The organism is Photobacterium halotolerans DSM 18316 (assembly GCF_000425165.1).
Taxonomy (GTDB): Bacteria; Pseudomonadota; Gammaproteobacteria; order Enterobacterales; family Vibrionaceae; genus Photobacterium; species Photobacterium halotolerans.
In genome coordinates, this window is record NZ_AULG01000012.1 from 59,648 (window position 1) to 86,113 (window position 26,466).

A 26,466-nucleotide genomic window follows, 5' to 3' on the forward strand; every position below is an offset into this window, starting at 1 on the left:
GCTGATCTCCTTGTAAGGTTAAAGAAGAAGTGTGTAGCAGGAGAGATGTGGGTGTCAGAAATTGAATTAGTGGTGAGCCGGAGCCGGCGCCTCGAGCATTTGCTGCGGCACCATTATCATGCGGAAGGAAAAGGGCTGCATCAGTTAATTACCAGCTGTGAAGAGCGTTTGCCTCACGAGATCATCCCGACCCTGCGTTATGTGGCCACCATACGCAATAAAGTGGTGCATGAGGAAGGATTTAGCCTGGATGACAGTCGTCGCTTTCGCCGGGCCTGCCAGGCGTGCGAAAAAGAGCTGACGCCCCGCAGTGCGCGCAGGGTGTGGGCGGTTGCCGTTTTGTTGGTGCTGGGCATGACCGCCCTGGCGCTGTGGTTTTATTCAAACAATTGGCACCATATCAAGCTGGATCCGTAACGGATGGCGCATGATAGCGACAAAATAAAAAAGGTGCCTCAGGCACCTTTTTTATTGGCTAATTTTATCTTTTGCTTAATAAAGCACAGGCAGCAACATGAGACCGGCGACGACGGCGATCATGACAAGCCCTTGTTTTTGGGAAGGTGATAACATAGTTATAGGCTCCTGTTATGTTGCTGGAAAATTTGTTAAGAAAAGAATAGCACTTTTTTTATCGCCTGATCAAAGGAAGAGTGTGATATTTAGCAATAAATTTACTTTTAGTTGTCATGAAATCCCTTTGTTGATGACATTTGGCTGCTGAAAATGGTGAGGTCAAAAAACAATCTGATTGGGTTGTTAAGTTTTAATTTTCTTTTAAGTATCTGATTATTTTGTTTTTTTAATGGCTTTGTGTTTTTGTTTTTATCCGTGTTTAAGTTCTTCTTGTGGTTTTGTGCTCTGGCGGCGTCTGGCGTTAGTTACCATTGTTTTTCGTGATAAAACTAAAGAAAACCGGTTCAGGTATACAGCCGGGTCAGGTTTTTGCATACGATTTGCGTTATTAATCGACATTCAGCGCTTGGTAACTGCGTGGGTGTCCGATATGAGGGTTGAAGGCTGCTCTGATCTGTTATTGGTGCTGTAATTTGGTTTATCTTTTTGTTTTTAATGTATTTTTATTTTTATTTTGAACGGGGGTTCTATCCGATTTCTTTGCTTGATACGCTAAACTAAAGCGGTATTTAGCGCGTTAGTACGAGCCTGGCGGTTTTGGCAGCGGAAGCGCATGGTTTTTGTTCCCAGGCAGGGAATCGCAGCCATAGCATTGAACGAAAAGGAATAAAAGTGGCGGTAAAGGAATAAGTTATATGAAAGTGTGATGGATCACAGAGGTGAGAATTGACCGGGTTTCTGGCCTATCTGAGCTAGACAAACTGTGTTTGCTTTTTACACTGTCACAGCTTTGATAACTCGGGTGAACGTATGTGGGTCTGGTTAGCCGTCTCTTTTTCTGCTTTGTTACATATCAATGCCGCTTACCGCGGTCCGCAGTGGCAGTTTTATTTGTTTAAACCGCTGACGATTGTCTTGCTGCTGGCAACGATCCTGCAGTTTGGCCAAAGTGATGGCTATCAGCAATGGATCATTGCCGGTCTGCTGTGCTCGGTTGCCGGGGACATTTTTCTTATGTTGCCCAAAGACAAGTTTGTGCCGGGCCTGACCAGTTTCTTGCTGGCGCACATAGTGTATTCACTGGCCTTCTGGAATGAGCTGTCCGGCTCGATTGTCTGGTGGCTGCCTGCCTTGCTGATGGGGGCCGGGATTATCGTCTATCTGCTGTTGCTGCCGTCGCTGGGCCGGTTGGCTCTGCCGGTCGGTGTCTATATAGGGGTGATTTTGCAAATGACCTGGGCGGCGGGTGAGTACTGGCTGACGACCCGCACAGGTGCCGGCCTGGCCGCATTTGCCGGGGCGCTGGTATTTCTGGTCTCTGATACCTTGCTGGCCCTGGATCGGTTCAGAGGCCATTTCAGAGCAGCCACCGGCAGTATCATGACCACCTATTATCTTGCCCAGTCGCTCTTAGTGGTCAGTGTGCTGCTACGCTGATGATAAAGAGAAGAGGTGGGTAATGGCAGCTAGCTGGCAACAGATCTACCGGGCGGGCAACAGCCTTGAAGCGCATACCCTGAAAGGACTGCTGGAACATGCCGGTTTGGCGGTGCGTCTGACCGGGGAAAATCTCGGGGCGGCTGCCGGGGAATTACCGGCGGATGTGGTACAGGTGACAGTCTGGGTATCGGCACAGGATGCATTCCAGGCGCGCCAGTTACTCGCCGGGTACGAGAAGGATAATCAGCGGCGCTGGCGGTGCGTGTCCTGCGGCGAAGAGAACGAAGGCCAGTTCGACTGGTGCTGGCAATGCGGCACCGATAAACCCGAGACCGAGCGCTGAATCAATAAATTAATGAATCAACGAAGGGCGCCGTCTGGGCGCCCTTGCCGTGAGCTTTTTTACACCATGTGCTTGCGGCGAATATCCAGCAGCGCAAAGATGCCGAAAATCAGTATCGACCATTTTTCCCAGCGACTCAGAGACAGTTTGTCACCAAAGGCACCGAGGAAAATCAGCATTTGCAGGCCGTGCATCGCCAGCAGAAACGCCGTCATGATATACAGTGCGATCGCCGCCACACCCGGAAAAGGGTGGAACAGGTTCAGCAAAAGCACCGCCCAGACAAATCCGATCGCCACTTTCGCCAGTAAAATCAGCGCTTTCATATTTCCTCTCTTTGATACAGGCGGTAGCAAACTTGTCCCGCCGATTTTTCTTTGATGAGCTGCCAGTGTTCGGGCGTATCAGGCAGCCCCAGTTCCTTTTCCGCTTCCAGATAAATCAGGGCTTGCGGGGCCAGCCAGCCATTGCTTTCCAGCAGACGAATCACCTCCGGCAGCATGTCGCGCCGAAAAGGCGGATCAATAAACACCAGATCAAAAGCCGACCCCGGTTTATTGAGGAAAGCCAGGCTGTCCGTCTGATGCAGCTCGGCTTTGTCGGTTGCCAGTGTGTCCAGGTTACGCTTCAGCTGACTGGCGGCTTGGGTGTCGAGCTCCAGCAGCGTCAGGTGCTCCGCACCACGGGATAAGGCTTCAAGGCCAAGGCTGCCGCTGCCGGCAAAAAGATCCAGACATCGTGAGCCGTGGATATCCGGCGCCAGCCAGTTAAAAACGGTTTCTTTGACACGGTCGGTTGTCGGGCGTAACCCGGCAACATCGTGGACCGGCAGTTTACGTCCTCGCCAGCGGCCACTGATGATACGCACAAAGCCTGCCTGGCTGGGCGGGTTAGCTTTGTGTCCGGAATGCGTCTTACGTCTAGTCATACATTTCTTCGACCGTAGAGAAAGTGGTAGTATACATGGGCCTGATTATCTTTGTGTTTGTTCCTTGTTACCCTGGCGATTGGTTATGTTCGCCAGGCACACTAAGCTGGCAAGCCCAAAGATAAACAGGCCCTTTATTTTCAGGCCGTAAATTGTACCAATCAATGTCTAGGATTTGCCAATGGCAGAAAAAAAGAAGCGCGGATTATTTTCATGGCTGGGGTTTGGTGAAGAAGAACAAACCGAGCAAAAAGAACAGCATAAGCCGCAAGAAGAGGCCGTAGAGCCGGAACAGGCTCAGGATGCCGTCACTGAGACACAAACGCAGTCTGCTTCTACAGAGGACTCGGTTCCGCCTCATCAGGACATGGCGGAGGCGGAAGCCCCGCTGACGCACCGCGACGCCGAGCCCGAGTTGCCCGAGCAGAGTGCGCATCTGGATGTTGAGGCAGATACTCAGATCCGGCCGGTAGAAGAAGATGCACAGCCACAAAGCCAGCAAGCAGCGGCTGAACCGGCCCTTGTTTCTGAGGAGCCGGCGGTGCAGGAAAAACCGCAGCGCGAGGGTTTCTTTGCCCGGCTGATGAAAGGGCTGAAGAAAACCCGCAATAATCTGGGGGCTGGCTTCTTCGGTTTATTCCGGGGCAAGCAGATTGATGATGATCTGTTTGAAGAGCTGGAAGAGCAGCTGCTGGTGGCGGATGTCGGCATGGACACCACGCTCAAGATTATCGAAAACCTGACCGAAAAAGCCGACCGCAAACAGCTCAAAGACGGCGAGGCCCTGTACGGTCTGCTGAAAGACGAGCTGAGTGAGATGCTGGCCAAAGTCGAGCAGCCACTGGTGATTGATACCAGCCACAAGCCTTATGTGATTTTAATGGTGGGCGTCAATGGCGTGGGTAAAACTACCACGATCGGCAAGCTGGCCAAGCAATTTCAGCAGCAGGGTCTGTCTGTGATGCTGGCCGCCGGAGATACCTTCCGGGCCGCGGCGGTCGAGCAGCTGCAGGTGTGGGGCGATCGTAATAACGTGCCTGTGGTCGCCCAGCATACCGGTGCCGACAGCGCGTCTGTGATCTACGATGCGATTGAGTCCGCCAAAGCGCGCAATGTCGATGTGGTGATTGCCGATACTGCCGGCCGTCTGCAGAACAAAGGCAATCTGATGGAAGAGCTGCGTAAGATTGTCCGGGTGATGCAGAAAATTGATCCGCTGGCGCCGCACGAAATTATGCTGACCGTTGATGCCGGTACTGGCCAGAATGCGATCAGCCAGGCCAAACTGTTCAGTGAAGTGGCACCAGTGTCTGGTATTACACTGACCAAACTGGATGGCACGGCTAAGGGTGGTGTAATTTTTGCCATCGCAGATCAGTTCAATATCCCTATCCGCTACATTGGTATTGGTGAAGGGATTGAAGATTTGCGTGCTTTTGCCGCCCAGGAATTTATTGAGGCTCTGTTCAGCGACGAGGATTAACTGTGATTCGGTTTCAGCAGGTCAGTAAAGCATATCGGGGCGGTCGTCAGGCCCTGCAAAAAGTGGATTTCCATCTGGGAAAAGGTGAGATGGCCTTTCTCACCGGCCATTCCGGTGCCGGTAAAAGCACGCTGTTGAAACTGATCGCTGCGGTTGAACGGCCGAGTGATGGCCGGATTTTCTTCAATGATCATGATATTACCCGGATAGACAGCCATCAGATCCCTTTTCTTCGCCGTCATATCGGGATGATTTTTCAGGATCACAGACTGCTGATGGACCGGACCGTGTTTGACAATGTGGCGCTGCCGCTGCAAATCGCCCAGTCTCCGGCCGGTGATGTCAAGCGACGGGTTTCCGCCGCGCTCGATAAAGTCGGCCTGCTGGATAAAGCACAATGCCTGCCGATTCAGCTGTCCGGCGGTGAACAGCAGCGGGTCGGGATTGCCCGTGCCGTGGTCAATAAGCCGCTGGTGGTGCTGGCGGACGAACCGACCGGCAATCTGGATGCCGATTTGTCCCAGCAGATGATGGGACTGTTTGCCGAATTTAACCGGGTTGGGGTGAGTGTACTGATGGCCACCCACGACACATCCTTGTTAAGCCGTCATAGTTACCGGCGGCTTGATTTACACCAGGGCAGTTTGCGCGAGGTGGCGTATGGCGCGTGAAGCTCAAGGCTGGTTCTCTGTCCAGCGTCAGGTGGGTAAGCAGGCACTCACTGATTTATGGCGCCGTCCGGTGGGCAATGTCCTGACGCTGGCAGTGCTGGCCTTTGCCCTGACCTTACCGGCCTGTTTTTATCTGGCGGCTAAGAATATTGCGATTGTCAGCCAGGCCTGGCAGAACCCGACTCAGCTGACTGTCTATATGGCGCCGGGTGCCGGCGATGCCGAGGCCCGTACACTGAGAGAGAGTCTGGCGGGCTGGACGGAAATCAGCTCAGCGGATTATGTCTCTCCTCAGCAGGGACTGGATGAGTTCCGTGAGCACGCCGGTTTTGCCAAGGCACTGAGCCTGCTGGATGAAAATCCCTTGCCGGCAGTGCTGATTATCAAACCGTCGGTGCAATGGCAGTCGGGCAGCCAGGCGGAAATACTGGCCCGCAAGCTCAGTGAGCAGGCCGGTGTGGATGATGTCCGGCTGGACAGCGACTGGCTGCAGCGTCTTGATGCCATCAAGCAACTCAGCGTCACGCTGACCATGATCATGGCAGGTCTGATGCTGCTGGCCGTGTTTCTGATAGTGGGCAATACGCTGCGTCTTCAGCTGCAAAATCAGAAAGAGGCGGTCCAGGTGATGAAACTGGTCGGGGCAACCAACACTTATATTCTGCGGCCGTTTCTGTACACAGGTGCCTGGTATGGCTTATTGGCCTCGGTAGCTGCGTTAGTGCTCACTACGCTGGTAAGCTTTATACTGGAAGGTGCGGTTGATAAGCTGGCAGCGCTGTACGGCAGTGATTTTCACTTAACCGGCCTGGCCTGGGACGAATGTCTGCTACTGATTATATTATCGGCTTTGCTGGGCATTCTGGCGGCCCGTCTTTCTGCCGGCAGACACTTAAAAGAAATTGAACCAATATGACGAATCAGACTCTACCTATTGGTTATGCATGCTTGCATTTTGTGCAGCATTGAAGGCATTATTGTCGGTCTGGTAGTGTAATGCTGCCTGATTTAGGTGAAAGTCCAGGGTATTTGGCCCTGGCACAGCATCCACAGGGGTTACTTGAATGACAAAAGAGATGACTTCATTAGCTTTAGTTTCTGCTGATAGCCTGGAAGGCTATATCCGGTCTGTAAACAGCCATCCTATGCTGACAGCCGAGCAGGAGCGGGAGTTAGCTGAGCGTCTGCATTATGACGGTGATATTGAGGCTGCCCGCAGTCTGGTATTGTCGCACCTGCGCTTTGTAGTCCATGTTGCCCGCGGCTATACAGGTTACGGCCTGCCAATGGCTGATCTGGTTCAGGAAGGCAATATTGGTCTGATGAAGGCGGTAAAACGCTTCAACCCGGAAGTGGGTGTCAGGCTGGTGTCTTTCGCTGTCCATTGGATCAAGGCTGAAATTCATGAGTATGTGCTGCGTAACTGGCGGATCGTGAAGGTCGCGACCACTAAAGCTCAGCGTAAATTGTTCTTCAACCTGCGTAAGGCGAAAAAGCGTCTTGGCTGGTTTAACAATGAAGAAGTCGAAATGGTGGCCGAGCAACTGGGAGTGGAAACCAGTGAAGTGCGTGAGATGGAATCCCGTCTTGCCGCACAGGATGCCACCTTTGATATGCCGGCCGATGATGACGAGCGTGATAACAGCTGCACAGCACCTGTGTATTTCCTGGAAGACAAGTCCTCTGACGTAGCGCTCAGCTATGAAGAGAATAACTGGGAAGATCACGCCAACAATCGTCTGTCACTGGCACTGGCGAATCTGGACGACCGCAGTCAGCACATCGTACGTTCACGCTGGCTGGAGGACGATAAGTCCACATTGCAGGATCTGGCTGATCATTATGGTGTTTCAGCCGAGCGAATTCGCCAGCTGGAGAAAAACGCGATGCGCAAACTGAAAGATGCCGTCGGTGACGCACTGTAACGATCCGCAGGGTGCAGGATCCTGAGGGTGAGGATCCCTGGGGGTCGCTGAATTTTCTATCCACAAACTTATTGAATGAAGAAACCGGCTTTGAGCCGGTTTTTTTGTGCCCGGACACCTATGGAATGGCGGTTTGCTGAGTGGGCACTGAGATGATCGGCTGAGGTTGAAAATGTTATCCACAGGCTTTGATCGGATCTTTACTATATCTAGTGGATCCTTTTGGCAGAAAACACATTATCAACGCTATTCACAGTTTTTTCCACAGCTGGCGAAACAATGATCAGCGCGGTAACGGCTGGCCCGGTCTGTCTGACTAACTCTCGATCCTGTAAGGATATTCGCTAAAACTACCGCGGGAAACGGAACCAGATTTTTTTCAAAGCTGTGAGTAACTGAGTATACTGGCAGGCATTGAAAGAATAGCGGATACCGCGCTCAATGAGCCAGGATCCCTTGGGCACACCATTGCTGGTTTTTGCGTAGATCGTATGTCGCATAAGATCGTGTGATGAGGGGTTGCTGCAGCCTGGTGCTGGCATCCCGGTCGATAATTAAATAATGAGGTCATCATGGAGCAGTTTGAACACATTTCGGTTGAGCAAGCGTACGCATTATTACAACAGTCCGACACCAAGGCGGTACTGGTTGATATACGCGATCCTCAATCCCACGCCTTATCTCATCCGGAGTCTGCTTTTCACCTGACCAATGATACTATGGTCAGTTTTATGGATGACGTTGACTTCGAGCAGCCGGTGATCGTGATGTGCTACCATGGGATCAGCTCTCAGGGCGCAGCCCAGTATCTGATTAATCAGGGGTATGAAACCGTGTACAGCATGGACGGTGGCTTTGAAGCCTGGCGCCGTCAGGCGTATCCGTGTGTTGAGCAGTAATTCAGCCAGATGATTATCCTGCGTCTGCCGGCGACACCAGCAACGCACATATTCCAACAGGGAGTCTGAGATGCAGCGCATCGCCGTACTCAATAACCCCCGAATGGCACAGGCCTTCATAGATTATATGGCCTCCCGTGGTATTGAACTTACCCTGGCCGTTGAACCCGGCGGCCAGTTTGCCATTTGGTTGTCTGATCCCGCACACCAGGTAGAAACCGAAGCCGAGTGGCAGCAGTTTATCCGCCGTCCTGACGATCAGAAATACCAGGCCGCCTCCTGGCAGGTGGTGAACCGTCGCAAGCAGCCTTCGTTTCGCTATGACAGTCCCAGCATGGTCGATATGGTGAAATCGGGTGCCGGGCCTGTCTGTCTGCTGGTGATGGTACTGGCGGTCGGTATTTACGGCGGCTGGTTGCTGGGCTGGCAGGCGCCGCTGTTTTACTGGCTGCATTTTCCGACCATGCAGGGCGACAGCTGGGAAGTCTGGCGCTATGTGTCTCACAGTCTGATCCATTTCTCCGCACTGCATGTGATATTTAACTGTCTGTGGTGGTGGGTGCTGGGCGGACGGCTTGAGCGGCACAGCGGCAGCGGCAAGTTACTGGAAGTTTTCATCGTTTCCGCCCTGATCTCCGGCCTTGCACAGTTCTGGTTTCACGGCCCCAACTTCGGCGGGTTATCCGGCGTGGTCTACGCACTGATGGGTTACCTGTGGTGGCTGGGCTGGCTGGTTCCTGCGCGGGGCCTCACTATTCCCAATGGCTATGTCGTCTTTATGCTGGTGTGGCTGGTACTAGGTTTTGTCGGCGTGATGGGGTTTGAAGTGGCCAATATGGCGCATCTGTTCGGGCTGATCTCAGGGTGCCTGCTGGCCTTTGTTGATGCCTATCTGCGACAGCCGGCGGACTCGGCACATTAAGGTTTCAGCCAGGAGTGGGATCACTTACCTGGTAACCAGACCGATTGCCCAGTAAGATGAGCACGCCCGGAAAGCGGGCCACTACGGTCATTGGATCTTCGTCAATCAGGAGCAGTAACAGCAGTGAAGCAAAGCAAACGTCATCAGGAGATCATTGATCTCGTGAAAACTCAGGGCTATGTCAGTACCGATGACCTGGTTGCCCGTTTTAACGTCAGCCCGCAGACGATCCGCAGGGATCTCAATGAGCTGGCCGAAGAGAATAAAATCCGGCGTCATCACGGCGGGGCGACAGTGCCGTCCAGCTCGGTCAATACTTCCTACACAACCCGTAAAGTGATGCAGCTGGCCGAGAAAGATCGTATCGCGCAGGCGATGGTCAAGCATATCCCGGACGGCGCCACGCTGTTTATTGATATAGGGACCACGCCGGAAGCGGTTGCACGGGCCTTGCTGGATCACTCAGATTTGCGGATCGTGACCAATAACCTGAACGTAGCCGGTATTCTGACCGGTAAAGATGATTTCCGGGTGATTCTGGCCGGTGGTGAAGTGCGTAACCGTGACGGCGGCATAGTGGGGGAAGCGACCCTGGATTTCATCTCCCAGTTCCGTCTGGATTTTGGCATCATAGGGATCAGCGGTATTGATCTTGATGGCTCCCTGCTCGATTTTGATTATCACGAAGTACGGGTAAAACAAGCCATCATTGAAAACAGCCGCTGTGTCATGCTGGGCGTCGATCACACGAAATTCGGCCGCAATGCCATGGTGAATCTGGGGGATATCAGTCAGATTGATATGCTGTTCACCAATAAAACACCGCCAGAGCCGCTGGCCAAGCGGATGGCAGAGCTGGATACCCACCTCGAAATCATACTCGACTGACAGAACTGGTTATGAGCGTTTTCGCTCATAACTGGTTACATCGAGTATTAATCTGCCTGTACACTCCCGGAAAGCTGCCTGATAAGGCAGCTTTTTTTGTGCGTATGATCATATGGGTGTCATTTTTCGAGCATAAAAAGGATGATATTCGCTTTCCAATTGGCTATATTGAGCGATATCGAACATTTATACAAAGTGAACACTTTCGAATGCATGTCCTAATATAAGCAGTGAGGCAATGCATACGGTAAGAACGCAGCGCAGTTAAGGCACAGGTGAAAGGCATGACAGCAGCAAATGAGATTCTGGATATTATCGTCGTAGGGGGTGGCATTAACGGTGCGGGTATTGCCGCTGATGCCGCAGGTCGCGGATTGAAAGTGGCATTGTTTGAAGCCGATGATTTTGCGTCGGCGACGTCGTCTGCCAGTTCAAAGCTGATCCACGGGGGTCTGCGCTATCTTGAGCATTACGAGTTTCGCCTGGTTGGCGAAGCCCTGGCAGAGCGGGAAGTCCTGCTGCGCAAGATCCCGCATATTGCCCGGCCAATGCGTTTTCGCCTGCCGCACCGGCCACACCTGCGCCCTGCCTGGATGATCCGGGCCGGCTTGTTTTTGTATGATCACTTAGGAAAACGTACCACGCTGCCGGCCAGTGAAGGATTGCGCTTTGGCGCGGATTCCGCCCTGGTGCCTGAAATTACCCGCGGTTTTGAATATTCAGACTGCTGGGTCGATGATGCCCGTCTGGTTATCTTAAATGCGATGGAAACCGCGGCCCGTGGCGGCGAAGTCCGAAACCGCTGCCGGGTTGAAAAGGCCGAACGCGACGGCGAGCTGTGGCAAGTGACTGTGCTCGATAGCCAGACCGGCGAGCGTTTCATCCGCCGCTCGCATGCGCTGGTAAACGCGGCCGGCCCTTGGGTGAAAACCTTCTATGACACCAGCCTGGATACCCCGTCGCCGCGCAATATTCGCCTGATCAAAGGCTCGCACATAGTGGTACCGCGCGTACACGACGAGCCTCAGGCCTACATTCTGCAGAACGAAGATAACCGCATCGTGTTTGTGATTCCGTATCTGGACAGATTCTCCATTGTCGGCACCACAGATGTGGAATACCACGGCGATCCGCGTAAAGTGGCGATTGATGAAGACGAAATCCGCTACCTGCTCAAAGTGTACAACGATCACTTTAAGCATAAACTGCAACGTCAGGACGTGGTATGGACTTACTCTGGCGTCCGTCCGCTGTGTGATGATGAATCCGACTCACCGCAAGCCGTGACCCGTGATTACACCCTGGAGCTGGAACAGGAAGGCTCTCAGCCGCCCTTGCTGTCTGTGTTTGGCGGCAAGCTGACCACCTACCGCAAGCTGGCCGAATCGGCACTGCGCAAGCTGGCACCTTTCTTCCCGGACATGGGACCGGCCTGGACGGCGCAAGCCTGTCTGCCCGGGGGCGAAGCGGGTTTTGACCGTGAGCGTCTCAGCGCGGATTTACGCCACCGTTTTAGCTGGATGAGCGCGTTTACCGCCGATCGGATGGCAACGAATTACGGGATCATGAGCTGGCAGATACTGGAAGGTGTCAGCAGTGAAGCGGACATGGGGCAGCATTTTGGCGAAGGTTTCTATGCCAGAGAGCTGGATTATCTGATAAGCCGTGAGTTTGTTGTCAGCGCAGATGATGCCCTGTGGCGGCGCAGCAAACTGGGGCTGTATCTGAGTAGCGAGCAGCAACAGGCGGTGGCCGATTATATTGCCTCGCAACATGCCAAGGCGCACGCTGCAGCCTGATACTGTGTAATGACATACGGGAAATAAAGACCAAAGCGCCCACCGGGCGCTTTTTTTGTCGGTGTTACTGGTACAAATATTTGGTAAATAACAGCTCAGTTAATAGCTTTTGGTTGGTCTCTGCAATCAAGAGGTCATTCACTTTGTCCAGGCATTGCTGGCGTATCGCTTCGCGCCCGGCCAGAGACTTGATCTTCACTTCCGGCTGTTCGCCAATGATTTGGATAATGGCATCGCGGATCAGCGGCGCATGGTGTTCAACCAGCGGGATATAGTCCGGATCGGAGACCATGAGATCGACCTGCAGGCGCAGATAACCCAGCTTTTTACCTTGGGTGATATAGTTAGTGGTGATATCCGGCGTCAGGGTGAAATAACTGTATTCAGGGGTCTTTGCCGGCGCAGATTGTGCCAGTGCAGGCTGAGTCAGGGTAATCAGCACCATCGCCAATGTCAGGAGTAGAGATTTCATCTTGCTATCCATCTGTATCAGGGAAAAATCTGTTACCCAAGTGCCTACTTTGGTGAGGAATGATATTCCTGTCCGTGACGGCTTGCTACAATAGGGCATCATTCAGTGTTATCAATTGGCCACATTCTATCACCCTTTCTAGGAATTGAATTGGGAAGATGTCGAAATTCAAGCAGATATATCAGTCCGCTCTGGACAATGCCGACTGGCAACTGACAGAAAACATACACCTCAATCAGCCGCAACTGCAAAGCTGGTTGCAGGAAAATGGCTCGCTGTCACGCCGTTTTGCCCGTTATTGTCATCAGTTCAGTGTGCTTCTGCTGACGCAGGAGCCGATCAAAGCCGGCAGTTTACAGCCTGATGAGCAGGCGATGCTGGGGACAGTGGATTGCCTGGAGCGTATCGTTCTTTTGCATGGCGACGGTGTGCCCTGGGTGTTTGGCCGCACGCTGATCCCTGTGCCGACCATGACGGGTGAGGAGCAGGACATCGCCCAGTTGGGAGAATCGCCGCTGGGATACCGGGTGTTTACCGATCAGAGCGCGCGCCGTGACGCCCTGCAGCTGGCCCGCCTGACTGTCAATAACGATACGTTATGGGCGCGTCGCTCCCGCCTGTGGGTAAAGGAAAAGCCGATGCTGGTGGCTGAGCTGTTTCTGGCACCCGCTCCGGTATATCGGGACAACAGCCCTAAAGTGGCACCATTCAGCGGTAAATTATCAGCGGTATCAGGCAGCGAAAAAGCCGCCTATTACGAACAAAAATAGGAGAGTGAAGGTTTGGAGATGACCAAGGCCAGGGCATACTGGCAGTTAGCGCGGATGGATCGCCCGATTGGCAGTTTGTTATTGATGTGGCCGACCCTGTGGGCATTATTTCTGGCCGCAGATGGCATGCCGGATATCAGGGTACTGGTGGTGTTCGTGCTCGGGGTTTTTTCGATGCGGGCGGCGGGTTGTGTCATCAATGATTACGCAGACCGGCATTTTGACGGTCATGTGAAGCGTACCGCGCAGCGTCCTCTGCCTTCCGGTTTGATCAGCGAGCGCGAAGCGCTGGGTTTTTTTGCCGTGCTGTCGTTAGTGTCTTTCGCATTAGTGCTGACCATGAATGTACTGACTATCCAGTTGTCTGTGGTCGGTCTGTTACTGGCGGCTGCTTATCCGTTTATGAAGCGCTACACCCACTTGCCGCAGCTGGTGCTGGGTATGGCCTTCGGCTGGGCCATTCCAATGGCGTATGCCGCGCAGTCCGGCGCTTTACCGCCTGTGGCCTGGATGCTGTTTGTCGCCAACATACTCTGGACCATTGCCTATGATACCCAGTACGCCATGGTCGACAGGGATGATGATTTAAAAATCGGCATCAAATCCACCGCCATCCTGTTTGGCCGCAATGACAAGCGCATTATCGGCCTGTTGCAGCTGAGCACATTAGGGCTGCTGATTGCGGTGGGTACGCAGATGGGGCTGTCTCAGCTGTACTACTGGAGTCTGCTGGGTGCGGCGGCGCTGTTTGTCTATCAGCAGATGCTGATTCGCGGCAGGGAGCGTGAACCCTGTTTTAAGGCTTTTCTCAACAATAACTATGTCGGCATGCTGGTGTGGCTGGGTATGGCCGCTGGTTTAATGCTCTGAGCTGATGAGGTTGTTCCGGTTGTAAAACGCCCGCATCTTGCGGGCGTTTGCTGTTTTAAGCGACCGGATTACCCGTCCGCTGAATCCGGCCCCGGCTCTTTTTTCTCTTCCCGGTTCATGACTGCCTGAATGGTCAGCTTCACTTCCGGCGACACCAGATCGGCCAGTAAATCGGCCAGAGTGGCGACCGGACGGGAGACCGCATGGTTGTCATGATTCAGGTAGCCTTCCTGACGCAGAGTCTTGACCATGGCAGAGAAGACACCTTTATCAAAGAATTCAGGCGCATTGATACCGTGAAGGCGGCTCAGGCGCTGTGCCATCATCTGGCTTTGCTGTTCCAGATCGCTCTTCATCAGCTGAGGTTCGCTGCGCAGCAGCGTCAGGGCAATGGCGTAGCGCTGCAAGGTTTCGGTAATGGTATTGCCCAGTAACTGCAGCGGCCCGATACGGACACTGTTGAGTGACAATTCATTGCCGTCGCTCAGGATCAGCCGCTGGCGGATCAGCTCATCGATCAGGGCATCAACCGCTTCCGGTAAATCCGCCCAGTCAAAACGCAGGTAAAGCTCGGCCTTGAGAAACGGATACAGCAGGCTGATCTGACGATGCATTTCGGCCCGGCTCAGGCGCTGATGCGAGACGACTATGTGGGCAATCAGCGAAGGCAGTGCAAACAGGTGGATGATGTTATTGCGGTAATAGGTCATCAGCAGTGACTGCTGGCGATCCAGCGACACTATCTCTCCCAGGCTGTCACGCTCAACCATGAACTTGTCCATGCTGATGGTATTCTCAACCAGCTCAGCCGCTGTGTCTGACGGCTGGGTACAGTCCGACGAGTAGGGCGTGTTATGGAGCAACTGCAGGTAACAGTCAATCTGTTGCTCCAGCTCTTCACGACTCAGGGCGCGCTGGCGGGAGGCCAGTAAGGCCAGCGCACAGAGGGTCAGACCGTTGGTCGCTGCCGCATCGTTGATGTGGGTCATCATCTTATCGGCCAGGCTGTTGACCACAGGGTTGAGCCATTGCGGGCGGGCAGGTTCAATCGGGTCGATATGCTGACGCCAGTCCGGCACCTGCTCGTTCAGGTACTGATTGAGCGGGATAGGTTCACCGAAGTTGACATAACCCTGGCCGAAATTGCGCAGTTTACGCAGGGTGCGCAGTACCTGGCCCAGGCTTTCTTTTTCTTTGCGCTTGCCACGCAGCTCTTTGGCGTAAGTGGCCACTTCCATCACGTGCTCGTAGCCAATATACACCGGCACCAGAGTGACCGGGCGGTTGAGGCCGCGCAGCATGGCCTGAATGGTCATCGACAGCATGCCGGTTTTCGGCGCCAGTAAGCGACCGGTACGGGAGCGGCCGCCTTCACTGAAATATTCCACCGAGTAACCTTTGGCAAACAGCTCGCCGAGATATTCGCGAAATACCGTGGAATAGAGGCGGTTGCCTTTAAAGCTGCGGCGAATAAAGAACGCGCCGCCGCGGCGGAAAATCGGCCCGGCCGGGAAAAAGTTCAGGTTAATACCCGCGGCAATGTGCGGCGGCACCATGCCTTCCTGATAGAGCACGTAAGACAGCAGCAGGTAATCCATGTGGCTTCGGTGGCAGGGGACATAGACAATTTCATGGCCGTCCTGCGCTAATTGGCGGACCCGCTGGGCATTGCTGACATTGATCCCTTTATAAAGACGGTTCCACAGCCAGCTCAGGAAGCGGTCACCGTGACGCACCAGGCTGTAGGAAAAATCGGCTGCAATTTCTTCCATCATATCAATGGCTTCTTTGCGCACTTTTTCTAACGGCACATCGCGGCTTTCCGCTTCCTCGCGCACCACTTTTTCTATCGCTTTGGAAGCCAGCAGGCGGTTAAACAGTGCCTGACGCTGCGGCAGGCGAGGGCCGGCAGCCGCCAGCTTCTGGCGGGAGAAATGGATTTTAGCCACCCGGGCCAGCTTATTGGCAATGGCGTTGTCGGTTCCGTGCTTGTCGGCCATAAAGCGCAATGACATGGTCGGGCTGAGGCGGACCATACAATCCCGGCCCTGCGCCAACACGGCGAAGCATTTTTCCGGGCCGTTTAAGGCTTTCAGTATCGGTTTTTGCTCCCCTTCAGTGCCGGGTTTGCGGCCCCACAATACCGAAGCGGGCAGCAGATGAACATCCAGTTGCGGATCCGCTTTATGGGCTGCCAGCAAATCGGTAAACAGGGTTAAGGATTTGGCCGGTAACTGGCCGTCACGGCCGAAAATGCTCGGGCTGTTGGCGACGAAGACATAGCGGGGAAACACCTGGCCATTGATCACGAGTGGTTCGAGCGGATCGGGCAGCCCGACGGCCCGGGTCGCCGCACTCAGGGTCAGCAGATCGGTCTGCGAGCCGAAAGGCAGGGTGTAGATAATAGGGCGGTCGAGATCCAGTTCCAGTTCAGAAACCGGATCGGACGGAATGGTACGGGTCTTAACCAGTAAAGAAAGCGGCAAATTCAGAAGACTTTGCGAAAATTTCTGCCAACTTGACATGTTTATAACTAGCCTCGAAATCTTAATGCGTGGCAAGGATAGCAGAAAACACGCCGGGTATTGTTGCGAAAAATACGACACAGGATGGTAAAGAGTAAAATTTTGTTCCCTGGCGTTATAGCGGGGTCAGCCAAGCCCGCATTTCATTGAATATAGTCTTTTCAAAACAATGAACACTGGATATACTCACAGTGAACTGTATAAAAAGACAGGGTATGTCATGAAGCCGTTAACGCCACGCCAACAAGAAGTCTTTGATTTGATCAAAGCAAAAATTGAAGTAGCCGGCATGCCGCCGACCCGGGCGGAAATTGCCCGTGAACTGGGGTTCCGATCTGCCAACGCGGCAGAGGAGCATTTAAAAGCGCTGGCTCGTAAGCAGGTGATTGAAATCGTACCGGGCGCATCACGCGGTATTCGCCTGCTGGTGAATGACGAGGATACGCAGGAACATGGTCTGCCGCTCATCGGGCGTGTTGCTGCCGGTGAGCCGATTCTGGCTCAGGAGCATGTTGAAACCCATTATGATGTCGACCCGTCAATGTTTAAACCGCAGGCTGATTTTCTGCTGCGTGTGAATGGCATGAGCATGAAAGACATAGGGATTATGGACGGCGACTTGCTTGCAGTGCATAAAACCCAGGATGTCCGTAACGGCCAGGTGGTTGTTGCCCGTGTCGATGACGATGTGACGGTTAAGCGTCTTGAAAAGAAAGGGTCTCAGGTGTATTTGCATGCCGAAAACGAGGCGTTCGCACCGATTGTGGTGGATCTGACTCAGCAGCACCTGACCATTGAAGGTATTGCCGTGGGGGTTATCCGCAACGGCGACTGGGGCTGAGGCCTGATTGTGTGTAAAGAACCGACGAATTCTTTGCAATGGTTAATGATAGTCATTATCATCAAGGTATCACCTTGTAGACGATGACGATAATGACTAAATCTGCCCGCTATCATATTCCGGCTGCACTTCTGCAGCCGCTCTGGCTGCGTAGTCGCGAGAGTCTGGCTGACGGTGGCTTGATTTATGACCCCTTAGCCGCCGCAGCTTGCCAGCAATGTCATCTGGCTCCCGATTGCCTGGCCGGTAATGTCGATCAGCACCAGTTGCTGCACGCGACCCTGACCCTGCTGGTGGATCAGCGGGTACAGCATTTTCTGCGCCGTTTTCCTAACGGGCATGTCATCAATGTCGGAGCCGGGCTGGATACCCGTTTCTACCGGTTGGATAATGGCCGGTGCCGCTGGCTGGAGCTGGACTGCAATGAGAACCTGCTGTGGCGGCAAAAGTTGTTTCACGCCAGTGAACGGTATCGGATGCGGCCGGGCTCTGTGACGGATCTGAGCTGGTTATCCCAGTTGCCGACCTCATTTTCTTCACCTGTTATGCTGGTGTGTGATCAGGCTTTGCTGCAGATTTCTGCGCAGGAAGTGGCGAAATTTGTCCAGCGGATAGGTTGCCATTTCAATCAGCTGGAACTGTGTCTCGTGCTGGCTGGCGATCGCTGTGACAGCGGCCTGGGGCATAGATTAGGGACGCAGAACTATGCGCATGGTTTTGAAGATCCTGTCCGCCAGCTGCTGCAGTGGCTACCCTGGGCCGAGCACGTATCCAGCCACTCACCACTTACTGTGCCTTGTCCGCGCTGGCGCCCCTGGCAGCGTTGGTTGTCGCACTTGCCTTCGTTCGGTCACAGATTAACACCTGTGGTGTCGCACCTGCGTTTTTAAGCCCGCCCTTTTCTCTTTCTGCCCGCTTATGTCTACCAGCGCCCATTTCTTGCGGGCGTTGACTATTTCTCACTCAAAATTTTGTTCATTCCGGCAAATCTGTCCTAAGTTAAATGTAAACAAGCTGTTATGGCTATTTTGCGCTGATTAGGGAATCCTGGCTGAGACAGGTGTTTGTTGTCTCCGGCGTGGGACGGTAACTGGCACTTGACTGTCAGGGTGACTGAGGGAGGGATCCACAGAATGATGCGGCGATTGTTTTATGGATTATTGGGCTTATTGAGTGTGCCCGCATGGGCAGAAACGCAGTCGATGCCGCTGAATATGACCCAGGGTGTTACCGGGGTCAGCCAGCAGGTCTATTCACTGCACATGACGATTTTTTATATCTGTGTCGCGATAGGTATCGTGGTATTCGGCGTGATGTTCTGGGCCATTATTCATCACAGAAAGTCACGGGGTGCGGTGGCGGCCTCCTTTCATGAAAGTACCCGGGTTGAACTGCTCTGGACCCTGATCCCTTTTGTTATCCTGATCGTGATGGCCATTCCGGCGACCAAAACCCTGCTGGCGATGGAAGATACCTCGCAATCGGACATCACTATTCAGATAACCGGCTCTCAGTGGAAATGGCATTACCGTTATTTCGGCGAAGAGGTTGAATTTTATTCCAACTTAGCCACCTCTCAGGCGCAAATTAACAATGAACGGCAAAAGCGCGATAACTACCTGCTGGAAGTGGATCACCCGCTGGTGGTGCCGGTCGGGCAGAAAATCCGTTTTCTGATGACCTCACAGGATGTGATTCATTCCTGGTGGGTACCCGCGTTTGCCGTCAAGAAAGACGCCAACCCCGGTTTCATCAACGAGGCCTGGACCAAGATTGATAAGCCGGGTATTTACCGCGGGCAATGTGCTGAGCTGTGTGGCAAGGATCATGGCTTTATGCCGATTGTGGTGATTGCCAAGCCGCAGGCCGATTTTGAGGAATGGCTCCAGGTCACCAAAACCGCTCAGCGGGAGGCAAAAGCTGAAGAGCTGCGTTTGCTGGATATGCAAATGCCAATGGATGAGCTGATGGCGATGGGCGAGACCGTCTACAACACCCGTTGTGCTGTGTGCCACCAGGCCAATGGTCAGGGGTTGCCAGGGGCGTTTCCGGCACTGGCCGGTACAGGGGTTTCGGTTGATCCGGCTAAAAAGCTGGAACACATCAGCATTGTGGTCCACGGACGTAACGGCACGGCAATGCAGGCGTTCGGCCCGCAGTTGAGCCTGAAGGAGCTGGCATCTGTGATTACCTATGAGCGTAATGCCTGGGGTAACAATACCGGTGATATGGTTCAGGCAGCAGAAGTACAGGCAATTCTTAAGGGCGAGCAGCTTTAGGGAGTAACAGGGCATGACGGACATGATGCGTGAACAGGCAGTGGAAGAAACCAGCCATACTGAGCATGAGGCACATCATCATCAAAGTGGTATCAAACGCTGGTTGTTTACTACCAACCATAAGGATATCGGGAGCCTGTACCTGATCTTCAGCTTCACTATGTTCCTGGTCGGCGGAGCGATGGCGATGGTGATCCGGGCTGAATTGTTTCAGCCTGGCTTGCAGCTGGTGGATCCTAACTTTTTTAATCAGATGACCACAGTACACGGCCTGATCATGGTTTTTGGTGCTGTGATGCCTGCCTTTACCGGGCTGGCGAACTGGATGGTGCCACTGATGATAGGGGCGCCGGACATGGCGCTGCCGCGGATGAATAACTGGAGCTTCTGGATTCTGCCGTTTGCCTTCGCCATGCTGCTGGGGTCGCTGTTGATGGAAGGGGGCGGTCCGAACTTTGGCTGGACTTTCTATGCGCCGCTCTCGACGACTTACAGTCCGCAGAGCACAGGCCTGTTTGTATTTTCGATCCATATCATGGGTATCAGCTCCATCATGGGGGCCATCAACGTCATAGTCACTATCATGAACTTGCGTGCGCCTGGCATGACGTACATGAAAATGCCGCTGTTTGTCTGGACCTGGTTGATCACGGCGTTTCTGCTGATCGCCGTGATGCCGGTGCTGGCGGGAGCGGTCACTATGGTGCTGACCGACAAATACTTTGGCACCAGTTTCTTTGATGCCGCCGGTGGCGGGGACCCGGTGATGTTCCAGCATATCTTCTGGTTCTTCGGGCATCCGGAAGTGTACATCATGATTTTGCCGAGTTTCGGCATCGTTTCCGCAATTATCCCGGCGTTTTCGCGCAAAAGACTGTTTGGCTACAGTTCCATGGTGTATGCAACGGCGTCTATTGCCGGCCTGAGCTTCCTGGTGTGGGCGCACCACATGTTCACCACAGGGATGCCGGTGGCTGCCGAGCTGTTTTTCATGTACTGCACCATGCTGATATCCGTGCCGACCGGGGTGAAAGTGTTTAACTGGGTGGCGACCATGTGGCGAGGTTCACTGACCTTTGAAGTGCCCATGCTGTTTGCTATCGCTTTCATCGTCCTCTTTACCATAGGCGGTTTCTCCGGCCTGATGCTGGCGATCACCCCGGCAGATTTCCAGTACCACGATACCTATTTTGTGGTGGCCCATTTCCATTACGTGCTGGTGTCAGGCGCGATCTTCTCCATCATGGCCGCGGCCTATTACTGGCTGCCCAAGTGGACAGGGCACATGTTCGATGAACGCCTGGCGAAATGGCATTTCTGGTGCTCGGTGATTTCCGTCAATATTCTGTTCTTCCCGATGCATTTCCTGGGTCTGGCAGGGATGCCGCGGCGGATTCCGGATTATGCGCTGCAGTTTGCCGATGTGAATGCCATCGTCAGTATTGGCGGCTTTCTGTTTGGTCTGTCGCAGCTGATTTTCCTGGCGGTCGTGGTGAAGTGTGCGCGTGGCGGGGAGCCGGCAGGTGCGAAACCCTGGGATGGTGCCGAAGGGCTGGAGTGGACAGTACCTTCCCCGGCTCCTCATCATACTTTCTCCACGCCGCCTAAGGTGGACTAAGGAGGCGATATGGCTGACACCGATAAGGAAAAAGGTAAGAAGAAGTCGTTACTGAGCCTGATTTTACTGTCACTGGGGATGTTTGGCTTCGCCTTTGCGCTGGTGCCTCTCTATGACGTGTTTTGTGAAGTCACAGGTATTAATGGCAAGACATCCAATCAGGCTGCCATGGCCAGTGAGCAGGTCGATGACAAACGCACCGTTACCGTGGAGTTTATGGCCTATATCAATCCTGGCATGGCCTGGCGCTTTGAACCGGAAGTGACCCGGTTGGTGGTGCATCCGGGTGAAACCTACAAAGTACTGTATTCGGCCCAGAACCTGACTCAGACCGCCACCGTGGGTCAGGCGGTGCCGTCCGTTTCTCCGGGGCTGGGGGCGCAGTATTTTAACAAGATTGAATGTTTTTGCTTTAACCGTCAGCCACTGGCTGCCGGGGCGTCAGCAGAGCTGCCTTTGCTCTTCTATATTGATCCCAAGCTGCCTGAGGACATCAATACACTGACACTGGCTTATACCTTGTTTAACGCTCAGCCGGAACCCGCGGCGCAAACGCAATGAGGTCAACCATGGCGAATCCGTACACAGAACATGAGCAGTCCCTGAAACCTTCCCATGAGCATTACTATGTGCCGGCGGCCAGCGCCTGGCCGATAGTAGGGGCTGTGGCGCTCTTTTTGATAGCCATGGGCGCCGGTGCCACTGTCGGTGGACTGTTCGGCGGCAATGGCCCCTGGATTTTGATGGGCGGGGTGGGCCTGCTGCTGATCATGCTGGTGGGCTGGTTCCGGGATGTGATCCGCGAATCGATGACCGGTCTGTACAGCTCACAGATGGATCGCTCCTTTCGTCAGGGCATGAGCTGGTTCATTTTCTCTGAAGTGATGTTTTTTGCCGCCTTTTTCGGGGCACTGTTCTACGCCCGGATGATAGCCGTGCCCTGGCTGGGCGGGGCCGGAAATAACGCCATGACACACGAAGTGCTGTGGCCGGAGTTTGTCGCACAGTGGCCGCTGATCATGACACCTGACGGCACGGAAACTCAGGCCATGGGGCCGCTTGGTCTGCCGCTCTACAATACCCTGATTCTGCTGACCTCTTCTGTGACGGTGCATTTTGCCCATGTGGCACTGGAAAACGGTAACCGCCCGCGCCTGACCCTTTATCTGCTGCTAACTGTGCTGCTGGGTGGCTTGTTCGTGTACCTGCAGGGGGTCGAATATATCCATGCCTATCAAGACATGGATCTGACCTTAGATGCCGGGGTCTACGGCAATACCTTCTTTATGCTGACCGGTTTCCACGGCCTGCATGTGACTCTGGGCACTCTTATTCTCTTTATCGTCTGGCTGCGGGTGCTGAAAGGGCACTTTTCACCGGAGCACCATTTTGCCTTTCAGGCCGGTGCCTGGTACTGGCACTTTGTGGACGTGGTGTGGCTGGGGTTGTTTGTCTTTGTCTATATTCTCTGATGCCGGAGGGCCTCAGAACGGCCGGGGATGCGGCTCGATAAGACCCGTTGCCAGTGCCAGCAAGAGCAGGGCAAACAGCAGGACAGAAAACAGCACGCGCCGACCAAGGTAGTGAGACATAGGCTTGCTTTGCTTGCCTTTCAGCATCACTGGCAAGGCACGGAATAAGTTAAACAAGATAAAGAACAGCAGGCAGACAATCAGGATTTTCAGCAACATGACAGCTCCGTGGTTGGCTGAATCAGGGCGTCAGGGATGAGGCAAAGGACGCGATGAGACGGACAGGGTTTATTCTTTTTACTTTGGTGGTCCTGTCGGTGTTGGTCAAGCTGGGAATGTGGCAGATCTCACGGGGACAGGAAAAAGAAACGCTGACAGCGGCACTGAAGCTCAGGGGAGAGCAGACTTTCTACAGTGTCGCCAGCCTGCCGGATGATCCTTTGTGGTACCGGGTCAGGCTAAGCGGCGAATATGATCACAGCAAAGCGATTTTACTGGATAACCAGCTGGATCGCGGTCGGCCGGGTTATCACCTGTTTTACCCGTTCCGGACGGAAAACGGCGCCTGGGTACTGGTGAACTTAGGCTGGTTACCTGCCCCGCAATACCGGGATGAGCTGCCTGTGTTACCCGAATTTCATGGCCAGGTCATGCTGACGGGCATGGTTGCCCCCTCAACTCAGCTGCCTGAACTGAGCGAGGCAGAGACAGAAAACGGCTGGCCAAGGCGGGTGCAAAACATCAAGCCACAAGAACTGGCAGACGCAACGGGATTGCCCTTGCCTGACTGGGTCATACAGATAGCGCCGGATGATCCGCTGGCACTCAAACAGAACTGGCAGGCCGTAGTGATGGGGCCGGAAAAGCATTATGCCTATGCCGTGCAGTGGTTTCTGCTGGCGCTGGCCGTCGCCGGGCTGGCCTGGTGGTGGCTGAAACGCAGTACGCATTGAGAACGCAGTAGGCACTGAGAAGCAGGAGTCAGGGATGAGAAAACACATCAATTTAGTGTTGTTGTTACTGTTGTTTGTGCTGCCTGTGGTGGTGGCCAAGCTGGTGCTGGACAACCACTGGTATCAGGGGGGAGCCATCAATCGTGGGCAGCTACTGGAGCAGCCTGTGGTGACCGACTGGCAGGGGATGCGTGGCAAATGGCAATTGGTGTATCTGCTGCCGGCAGAGTGTGATGCCCGCTGCCAGGGTGCCTTGTTTAATTTGCGCCAGGTGCCTCAGGCCATGGGCGCCGAGCAGGAACGCATTGCCAGCCTGGTGCTGGTCTCAGGTCAGGGGGACAGCGGCTTGCCCGCTGCAGAGCATGTGCAGGCCGACGGCAGTACAGTACTGACCGCACCGGACCCTGTCCTTGACCAGATCCGCGCGTTGGAATTCGGTGCTCAGGCCATTTATATCTCAGACCCGCAGGGCAATGTCATGCTGGCTTATCCTCTGGTGGAAGGACAGACGCAGGTACTGGCGCAGGGTAAGGATATGCTGAGAGATCTCAAACGTTTACTCAAGGTTTCTAAAATAGGCTGATGCTGCAAACCGCATGCGCTAAGGAGTGGCGATGTTATCAATGGCTTCTTCCCGTTACCGGCAGGCCGACCGGCGCTTTACCTGGCTGGTTGGACTGACTCTCTTATTATCCGTTGCTGTGATAGCCCTGGGGGCGTATACCCGGCTGACAGAAGCCGGGCTTGGCTGCCCGGACTGGCCCGGCTGCTATGGTTTCATGACAGTCCCTAAAACTGACGCTCAGCATGCACTGGCCCAGCAGGCTTTCCCGGATCACCCGGTGGAGGTGCATAAAGCCTGGAATGAAATGATCCACCGCTACATGGCCGGTGCGCTCGGGCTGCTGATCGTCGCTCTGAATATCCTGGCCCGTCGCCGTGATGACAGGCCGCGCCGCTTACCTCTGGTGTTACTGGGGCTGGTGGTGTTTCAGGCGTTGCTGGGCATGTGGACGGTGACCATGTCGCTCAAGCCGGTGATAGTGATGGGTCACCTGCTGGGCGGTTTTACCACAGCCAGCCTGCTGCTGGTGCTCTGGTTGCGGGTACTGCGGAGACACAGAAAGCGGCCTGCGACAGCGGTTGCCTCTTCTTCTCAGTTAGTCAGTGTCAGGCGCTTAGCCGTGGCCGGGCTGATAGTGGTGGCGGTGCAGATTGCACTGGGCGGCTGGACGGCAGCCAACTATGCTGCTGTGGTCTGCACTCAGCTGCCTGTCTGCGAAGTGGACTGGGTGAGTAAATTTGATATCAGGGCGTTTGAGCCCTGGCAACCGGGCTTTCAGACCTATCAGTATGGCGTGCTCAATTTTGATCAGCGGGTGTCTATTCATGCCGCGCACCGCATCGGCGCCATACTGACTACCCTGGTGATCCTGCTGCTTGTCTGGCGGCTCTGGCACATCGGCTGGCGGCGCTACGCCGTGCTGATACTGGCGCTGCTCTCAGTGCAGATCGCGCTGGGGGTGACGAATGTACTGGCCAGCCTGCCACTGCCAGTGGCTGTGGCTCATAACCTGGGGGGATTGAGTTTACTGCTCAGCGTACTGGCGGCGAACTGGGCTTTGTTGATGGCCCCGGCTGCGGTGAGTGTCAGCCGGGCTGCACCTATACCGCGAGTGAAAACGGTCCGTCATGCACTGATTCGGGCGCAGGCAGGCACACATGGAAGGCACACACATTTTGGCCGTATGACACCCAAGTCAGGCTAATTCAGGGAGGTAGGCGACATGGCGAAATCACAATCACTGGAACAGCGCCAGATAGCGTATTCAGGCCGAAGCTGGCGCCAGCTGGGGCGCGATTATCTGATGATGACCAAGCCGAAAGTAGTGGCGATGCTGTTGCTGACGGCGCTGGTGGGCATGTGTCTGGCTGTCCCGGGGATCCCGCCCGTTAAAGCCGTGGTGCTGGGGTTGCTGGGGATTGGCTTGCAGTCGGCGTCTGCGGCGGCCTTTAATCATGTGCTCGATCGGCAATTAGACGCCAAAATGGCCCGCACCCATCACAGGCCTCTGGCGCGCGGACGGGTGCCGACTGTCAATGCGGTGATTTTTGCCACTGTGCTGATGATAGTGGGCTTTGCCTTGCTGTGGCAGCTGAACCCGCTGACCGCCTGGCTGACGCTGGCCAGTCTGGTCGGTTATGCGCTGGTTTACACGGTGTGGCTCAAGCACGCCACGCCACAGAATATCGTCATCGGTGGCCTGGCCGGCGCCGCGCCGCCCTTGCTCGGCTGGGCGGCGGTAACCGGCCAGTTTGATCCTCATGCGCTGTTGCTGGTGATGCTGGTGTTCGCCTGGACACCGCCGCATTTCTGGGCGCTGGCGATACACCGCCGCGATGATTATGCCAAAGCTGATATTCCTATGCTGCCGGTGACGCACGGGATAGCTTTCACCAAGACCATGGTACTGCTGTATACCCTGATTCTGACGCTGATCGGCCTGTTGCCCTGGCTGACTGGCATGAGCGGTGCGCTGTATCTGGCGGGCAGTCTGATGCTGAATCTGGGCTTTGTCGGCTACGCGCTTAAGCTCAAGTTTGCCGATGAACCTGGCCATGCCTGGGCCACGTTCAAGTTTTCTATCTGGCACCTGCTGGGACTCTTTGTGGTGTTACTGGCTGACCACTGGCTGGGAATACTGCTGGCGTAACACAGGCAGATTCATGTTAACAGCTGGCAGTCATGGGTCCTGCTGTTACACTGTGCGGCTAAACGTGTGAATCATAAG

The 26,466-nt window shown here is 54.3% G+C and carries 28 protein-coding genes; 23 read left to right on the top strand and 5 right to left on the bottom strand.

Annotated features, from left to right (window positions below):
• Positions 1–51: 51 nt before the first annotated feature.
• The 3 genes from H511_RS0100300 to H511_RS0100315 all read left to right on the top strand — a co-directional run bounded on the left by H511_RS0100300 (position 52) and on the right by H511_RS0100315 (position 2,359).
• Positions 52–417, top strand: a complete 366-nt coding sequence (locus H511_RS0100300) for a hypothetical protein (RefSeq protein ID WP_027250508.1) — start codon at positions 52–54, stop codon at positions 415–417.
• 969 nt (positions 418–1,386) lie between these two features.
• The gene (locus tag H511_RS0100310) at positions 1,387–2,013 is read left to right on the top strand and encodes a lysoplasmalogenase (protein ID WP_027250509.1); all 627 of its coding nucleotides are present in this window, start codon (positions 1,387–1,389) and stop codon (positions 2,011–2,013) included.
• 22 nt (positions 2,014–2,035) lie between these two features.
• Positions 2,036–2,359 carry a putative signal transducing protein gene (locus H511_RS0100315; RefSeq protein ID WP_027250510.1) on the top strand — a complete coding sequence of 108 codons (324 nt, stop codon included), beginning with the start codon at positions 2,036–2,038 and terminating at the stop codon, positions 2,357–2,359.
• Positions 2,360–2,418: 59 nt separating this feature from the next.
• Here H511_RS0100315 and H511_RS0100320 read toward each other — a convergent pair whose 3' ends face one another.
• Together H511_RS0100320 and rsmD are read right to left on the bottom strand one after the other, a co-directional pair.
• The gene (locus H511_RS0100320; protein ID WP_027250511.1) at positions 2,419–2,685 is read right to left on the bottom strand and encodes a DUF1145 domain-containing protein; all 267 of its coding nucleotides are present in this window, start codon (positions 2,683–2,685) and stop codon (positions 2,419–2,421) included.
• Positions 2,682–3,287, bottom strand: coding sequence for a 16S rRNA (guanine(966)-N(2))-methyltransferase RsmD (gene rsmD / locus H511_RS0100325; protein WP_027250512.1), 606 nt, complete (start codon positions 3,285–3,287; stop codon positions 2,682–2,684). Before rsmD ends, H511_RS0100320 begins: the two co-directional genes overlap by 4 nt.
• A 181-nt stretch (positions 3,288–3,468) precedes the next feature.
• Here rsmD and ftsY point away from each other — a divergent pair, with 181 nt between their 5' ends.
• The 8 genes from ftsY (at position 3,469) to glpD (ending at position 11,874) form a co-directional block, all read left to right on the top strand.
• Positions 3,469–4,770, top strand: a complete 1,302-nt coding sequence (gene ftsY, locus H511_RS0100330) for a signal recognition particle-docking protein FtsY (RefSeq protein ID WP_027250513.1) — start codon at positions 3,469–3,471, stop codon at positions 4,768–4,770.
• Between the two features lie 2 nt (positions 4,771–4,772).
• On the top strand, positions 4,773–5,441 hold the full coding sequence (ftsE, locus tag H511_RS0100335) for a cell division ATP-binding protein FtsE (protein ID WP_027250514.1): 669 nt from the start codon (positions 4,773–4,775) through the stop codon (positions 5,439–5,441).
• Entirely contained in the window at positions 5,431–6,357 is a 927-nt protein-coding gene (gene ftsX / locus H511_RS0100340; RefSeq protein ID WP_027250515.1) for a permease-like cell division protein FtsX, read from the top strand. The genes ftsE and ftsX overlap by 11 nt, the downstream gene beginning before the upstream one ends.
• 148 nt (positions 6,358–6,505) lie before the next feature.
• A complete protein-coding gene (rpoH, locus tag H511_RS0100345) occupies positions 6,506–7,366 on the top strand; it encodes an RNA polymerase sigma factor RpoH (protein WP_027250516.1) in 861 nt (286 codons plus the stop codon).
• A 572-nt stretch (positions 7,367–7,938) separates the two neighbouring features.
• A complete protein-coding gene (gene glpE, locus H511_RS0100360; protein ID WP_027250517.1) occupies positions 7,939–8,265 on the top strand; it encodes a thiosulfate sulfurtransferase GlpE in 327 nt (108 codons plus the stop codon).
• Between the two features lie 70 nt (positions 8,266–8,335).
• The gene (gene glpG, locus H511_RS0100365; protein ID WP_027250518.1) at positions 8,336–9,187 is read left to right on the top strand and encodes a rhomboid family intramembrane serine protease GlpG; all 852 of its coding nucleotides are present in this window, start codon (positions 8,336–8,338) and stop codon (positions 9,185–9,187) included.
• Positions 9,188–9,310: 123 nt separating this feature from the next.
• Entirely contained in the window at positions 9,311–10,075 is a 765-nt protein-coding gene (locus H511_RS0100370) for a DeoR/GlpR family transcriptional regulator (RefSeq protein ID WP_027250519.1), read from the top strand.
• 284 nt (positions 10,076–10,359) lie between these two features.
• Positions 10,360–11,874 (top strand): glycerol-3-phosphate dehydrogenase, encoded by a 1,515-nt coding sequence (gene glpD / locus H511_RS0100375; RefSeq protein WP_027250520.1) that lies wholly within the window; start codon positions 10,360–10,362, stop codon positions 11,872–11,874.
• A 64-nt stretch (positions 11,875–11,938) separates the two neighbouring features.
• On the opposite strand, the gene H511_RS0100380 is transcribed toward glpD, so the two are convergent.
• Positions 11,939–12,346: a flagellar basal body-associated protein FliL gene (locus H511_RS0100380; protein ID WP_027250521.1), complete on the bottom strand. Its 408-nt coding sequence runs from the start codon at positions 12,344–12,346 to the stop codon at positions 11,939–11,941.
• Between the two features lie 158 nt (positions 12,347–12,504).
• On the opposite strand from H511_RS0100380, the gene H511_RS22070 reads away from it, so the two are divergent.
• Positions 12,505–13,116, top strand: coding sequence for a chorismate--pyruvate lyase family protein (locus tag H511_RS22070; protein WP_081669126.1), 612 nt, complete (start codon positions 12,505–12,507; stop codon positions 13,114–13,116).
• A gap of 12 nt (positions 13,117–13,128) precedes the next feature.
• On the top strand, positions 13,129–13,986 hold the full coding sequence (ubiA, locus tag H511_RS0100390; RefSeq protein WP_027250522.1) for a 4-hydroxybenzoate octaprenyltransferase: 858 nt from the start codon (positions 13,129–13,131) through the stop codon (positions 13,984–13,986).
• 68 nt (positions 13,987–14,054) lie between these two features.
• On the opposite strand, the gene plsB is transcribed toward ubiA, so the two are convergent.
• Entirely contained in the window at positions 14,055–16,511 is a 2,457-nt protein-coding gene (plsB, locus tag H511_RS0100395; protein ID WP_027250523.1) for a glycerol-3-phosphate 1-O-acyltransferase PlsB, read from the bottom strand.
• Between the two features lie 220 nt (positions 16,512–16,731).
• Here plsB and lexA point away from each other — a divergent pair, with 220 nt between their 5' ends.
• The 6 genes from lexA (at position 16,732) to H511_RS0100425 (ending at position 22,721) form a co-directional block, all read left to right on the top strand.
• The gene (gene lexA / locus H511_RS0100400) at positions 16,732–17,352 is read left to right on the top strand and encodes a transcriptional repressor LexA (protein ID WP_027250524.1); all 621 of its coding nucleotides are present in this window, start codon (positions 16,732–16,734) and stop codon (positions 17,350–17,352) included.
• 92 nt (positions 17,353–17,444) lie between these two features.
• On the top strand, positions 17,445–18,242 hold the full coding sequence (locus tag H511_RS0100405; RefSeq protein ID WP_027250525.1) for a class I SAM-dependent methyltransferase: 798 nt from the start codon (positions 17,445–17,447) through the stop codon (positions 18,240–18,242).
• 243 nt (positions 18,243–18,485) lie between these two features.
• A complete protein-coding gene (gene coxB / locus H511_RS0100410; protein ID WP_027250526.1) occupies positions 18,486–19,631 on the top strand; it encodes a cytochrome c oxidase subunit II in 1,146 nt (381 codons plus the stop codon).
• A 13-nt stretch (positions 19,632–19,644) separates the two neighbouring features.
• Positions 19,645–21,249, top strand: a complete 1,605-nt coding sequence (gene ctaD, locus H511_RS0100415; RefSeq protein ID WP_027250527.1) for a cytochrome c oxidase subunit I — start codon at positions 19,645–19,647, stop codon at positions 21,247–21,249.
• A gap of 9 nt (positions 21,250–21,258) precedes the next feature.
• Positions 21,259–21,810, top strand: coding sequence for a cytochrome c oxidase assembly protein (locus H511_RS0100420; protein WP_027250528.1), 552 nt, complete (start codon positions 21,259–21,261; stop codon positions 21,808–21,810).
• 8 nt (positions 21,811–21,818) lie between these two features.
• Complete coding sequence (locus tag H511_RS0100425; RefSeq protein ID WP_027250529.1) at positions 21,819–22,721, top strand: cytochrome c oxidase subunit 3; 903 nt, start codon at positions 21,819–21,821, stop codon at positions 22,719–22,721.
• A 12-nt stretch (positions 22,722–22,733) separates the two neighbouring features.
• Here H511_RS0100425 and H511_RS0100430 read toward each other — a convergent pair whose 3' ends face one another.
• Positions 22,734–22,940: a DUF2909 family protein gene (locus H511_RS0100430; protein ID WP_027250530.1), complete on the bottom strand. Its 207-nt coding sequence runs from the start codon at positions 22,938–22,940 to the stop codon at positions 22,734–22,736.
• Between the two features lie 53 nt (positions 22,941–22,993).
• Here H511_RS0100430 and H511_RS0100435 point away from each other — a divergent pair, with 53 nt between their 5' ends.
• The 4 genes from H511_RS0100435 to cyoE are packed head-to-tail and all read left to right on the top strand — an operon-like array spanning position 22,994 to position 26,388.
• Complete coding sequence (locus H511_RS0100435) at positions 22,994–23,674, top strand: SURF1 family protein (RefSeq protein ID WP_027250531.1); 681 nt, start codon at positions 22,994–22,996, stop codon at positions 23,672–23,674.
• Positions 23,675–23,708: 34 nt separating this feature from the next.
• A complete protein-coding gene (locus tag H511_RS0100440; RefSeq protein ID WP_027250532.1) occupies positions 23,709–24,257 on the top strand; it encodes a hypothetical protein in 549 nt (182 codons plus the stop codon).
• Between the two features lie 31 nt (positions 24,258–24,288).
• Complete coding sequence (locus H511_RS22075; RefSeq protein WP_248616552.1) at positions 24,289–25,443, top strand: COX15/CtaA family protein; 1,155 nt, start codon at positions 24,289–24,291, stop codon at positions 25,441–25,443.
• A gap of 18 nt (positions 25,444–25,461) precedes the next feature.
• Positions 25,462–26,388, top strand: a complete 927-nt coding sequence (cyoE, locus tag H511_RS0100450; protein ID WP_027250533.1) for a heme o synthase — start codon at positions 25,462–25,464, stop codon at positions 26,386–26,388.
• Positions 26,389–26,466 lie beyond the last annotated feature (78 nt).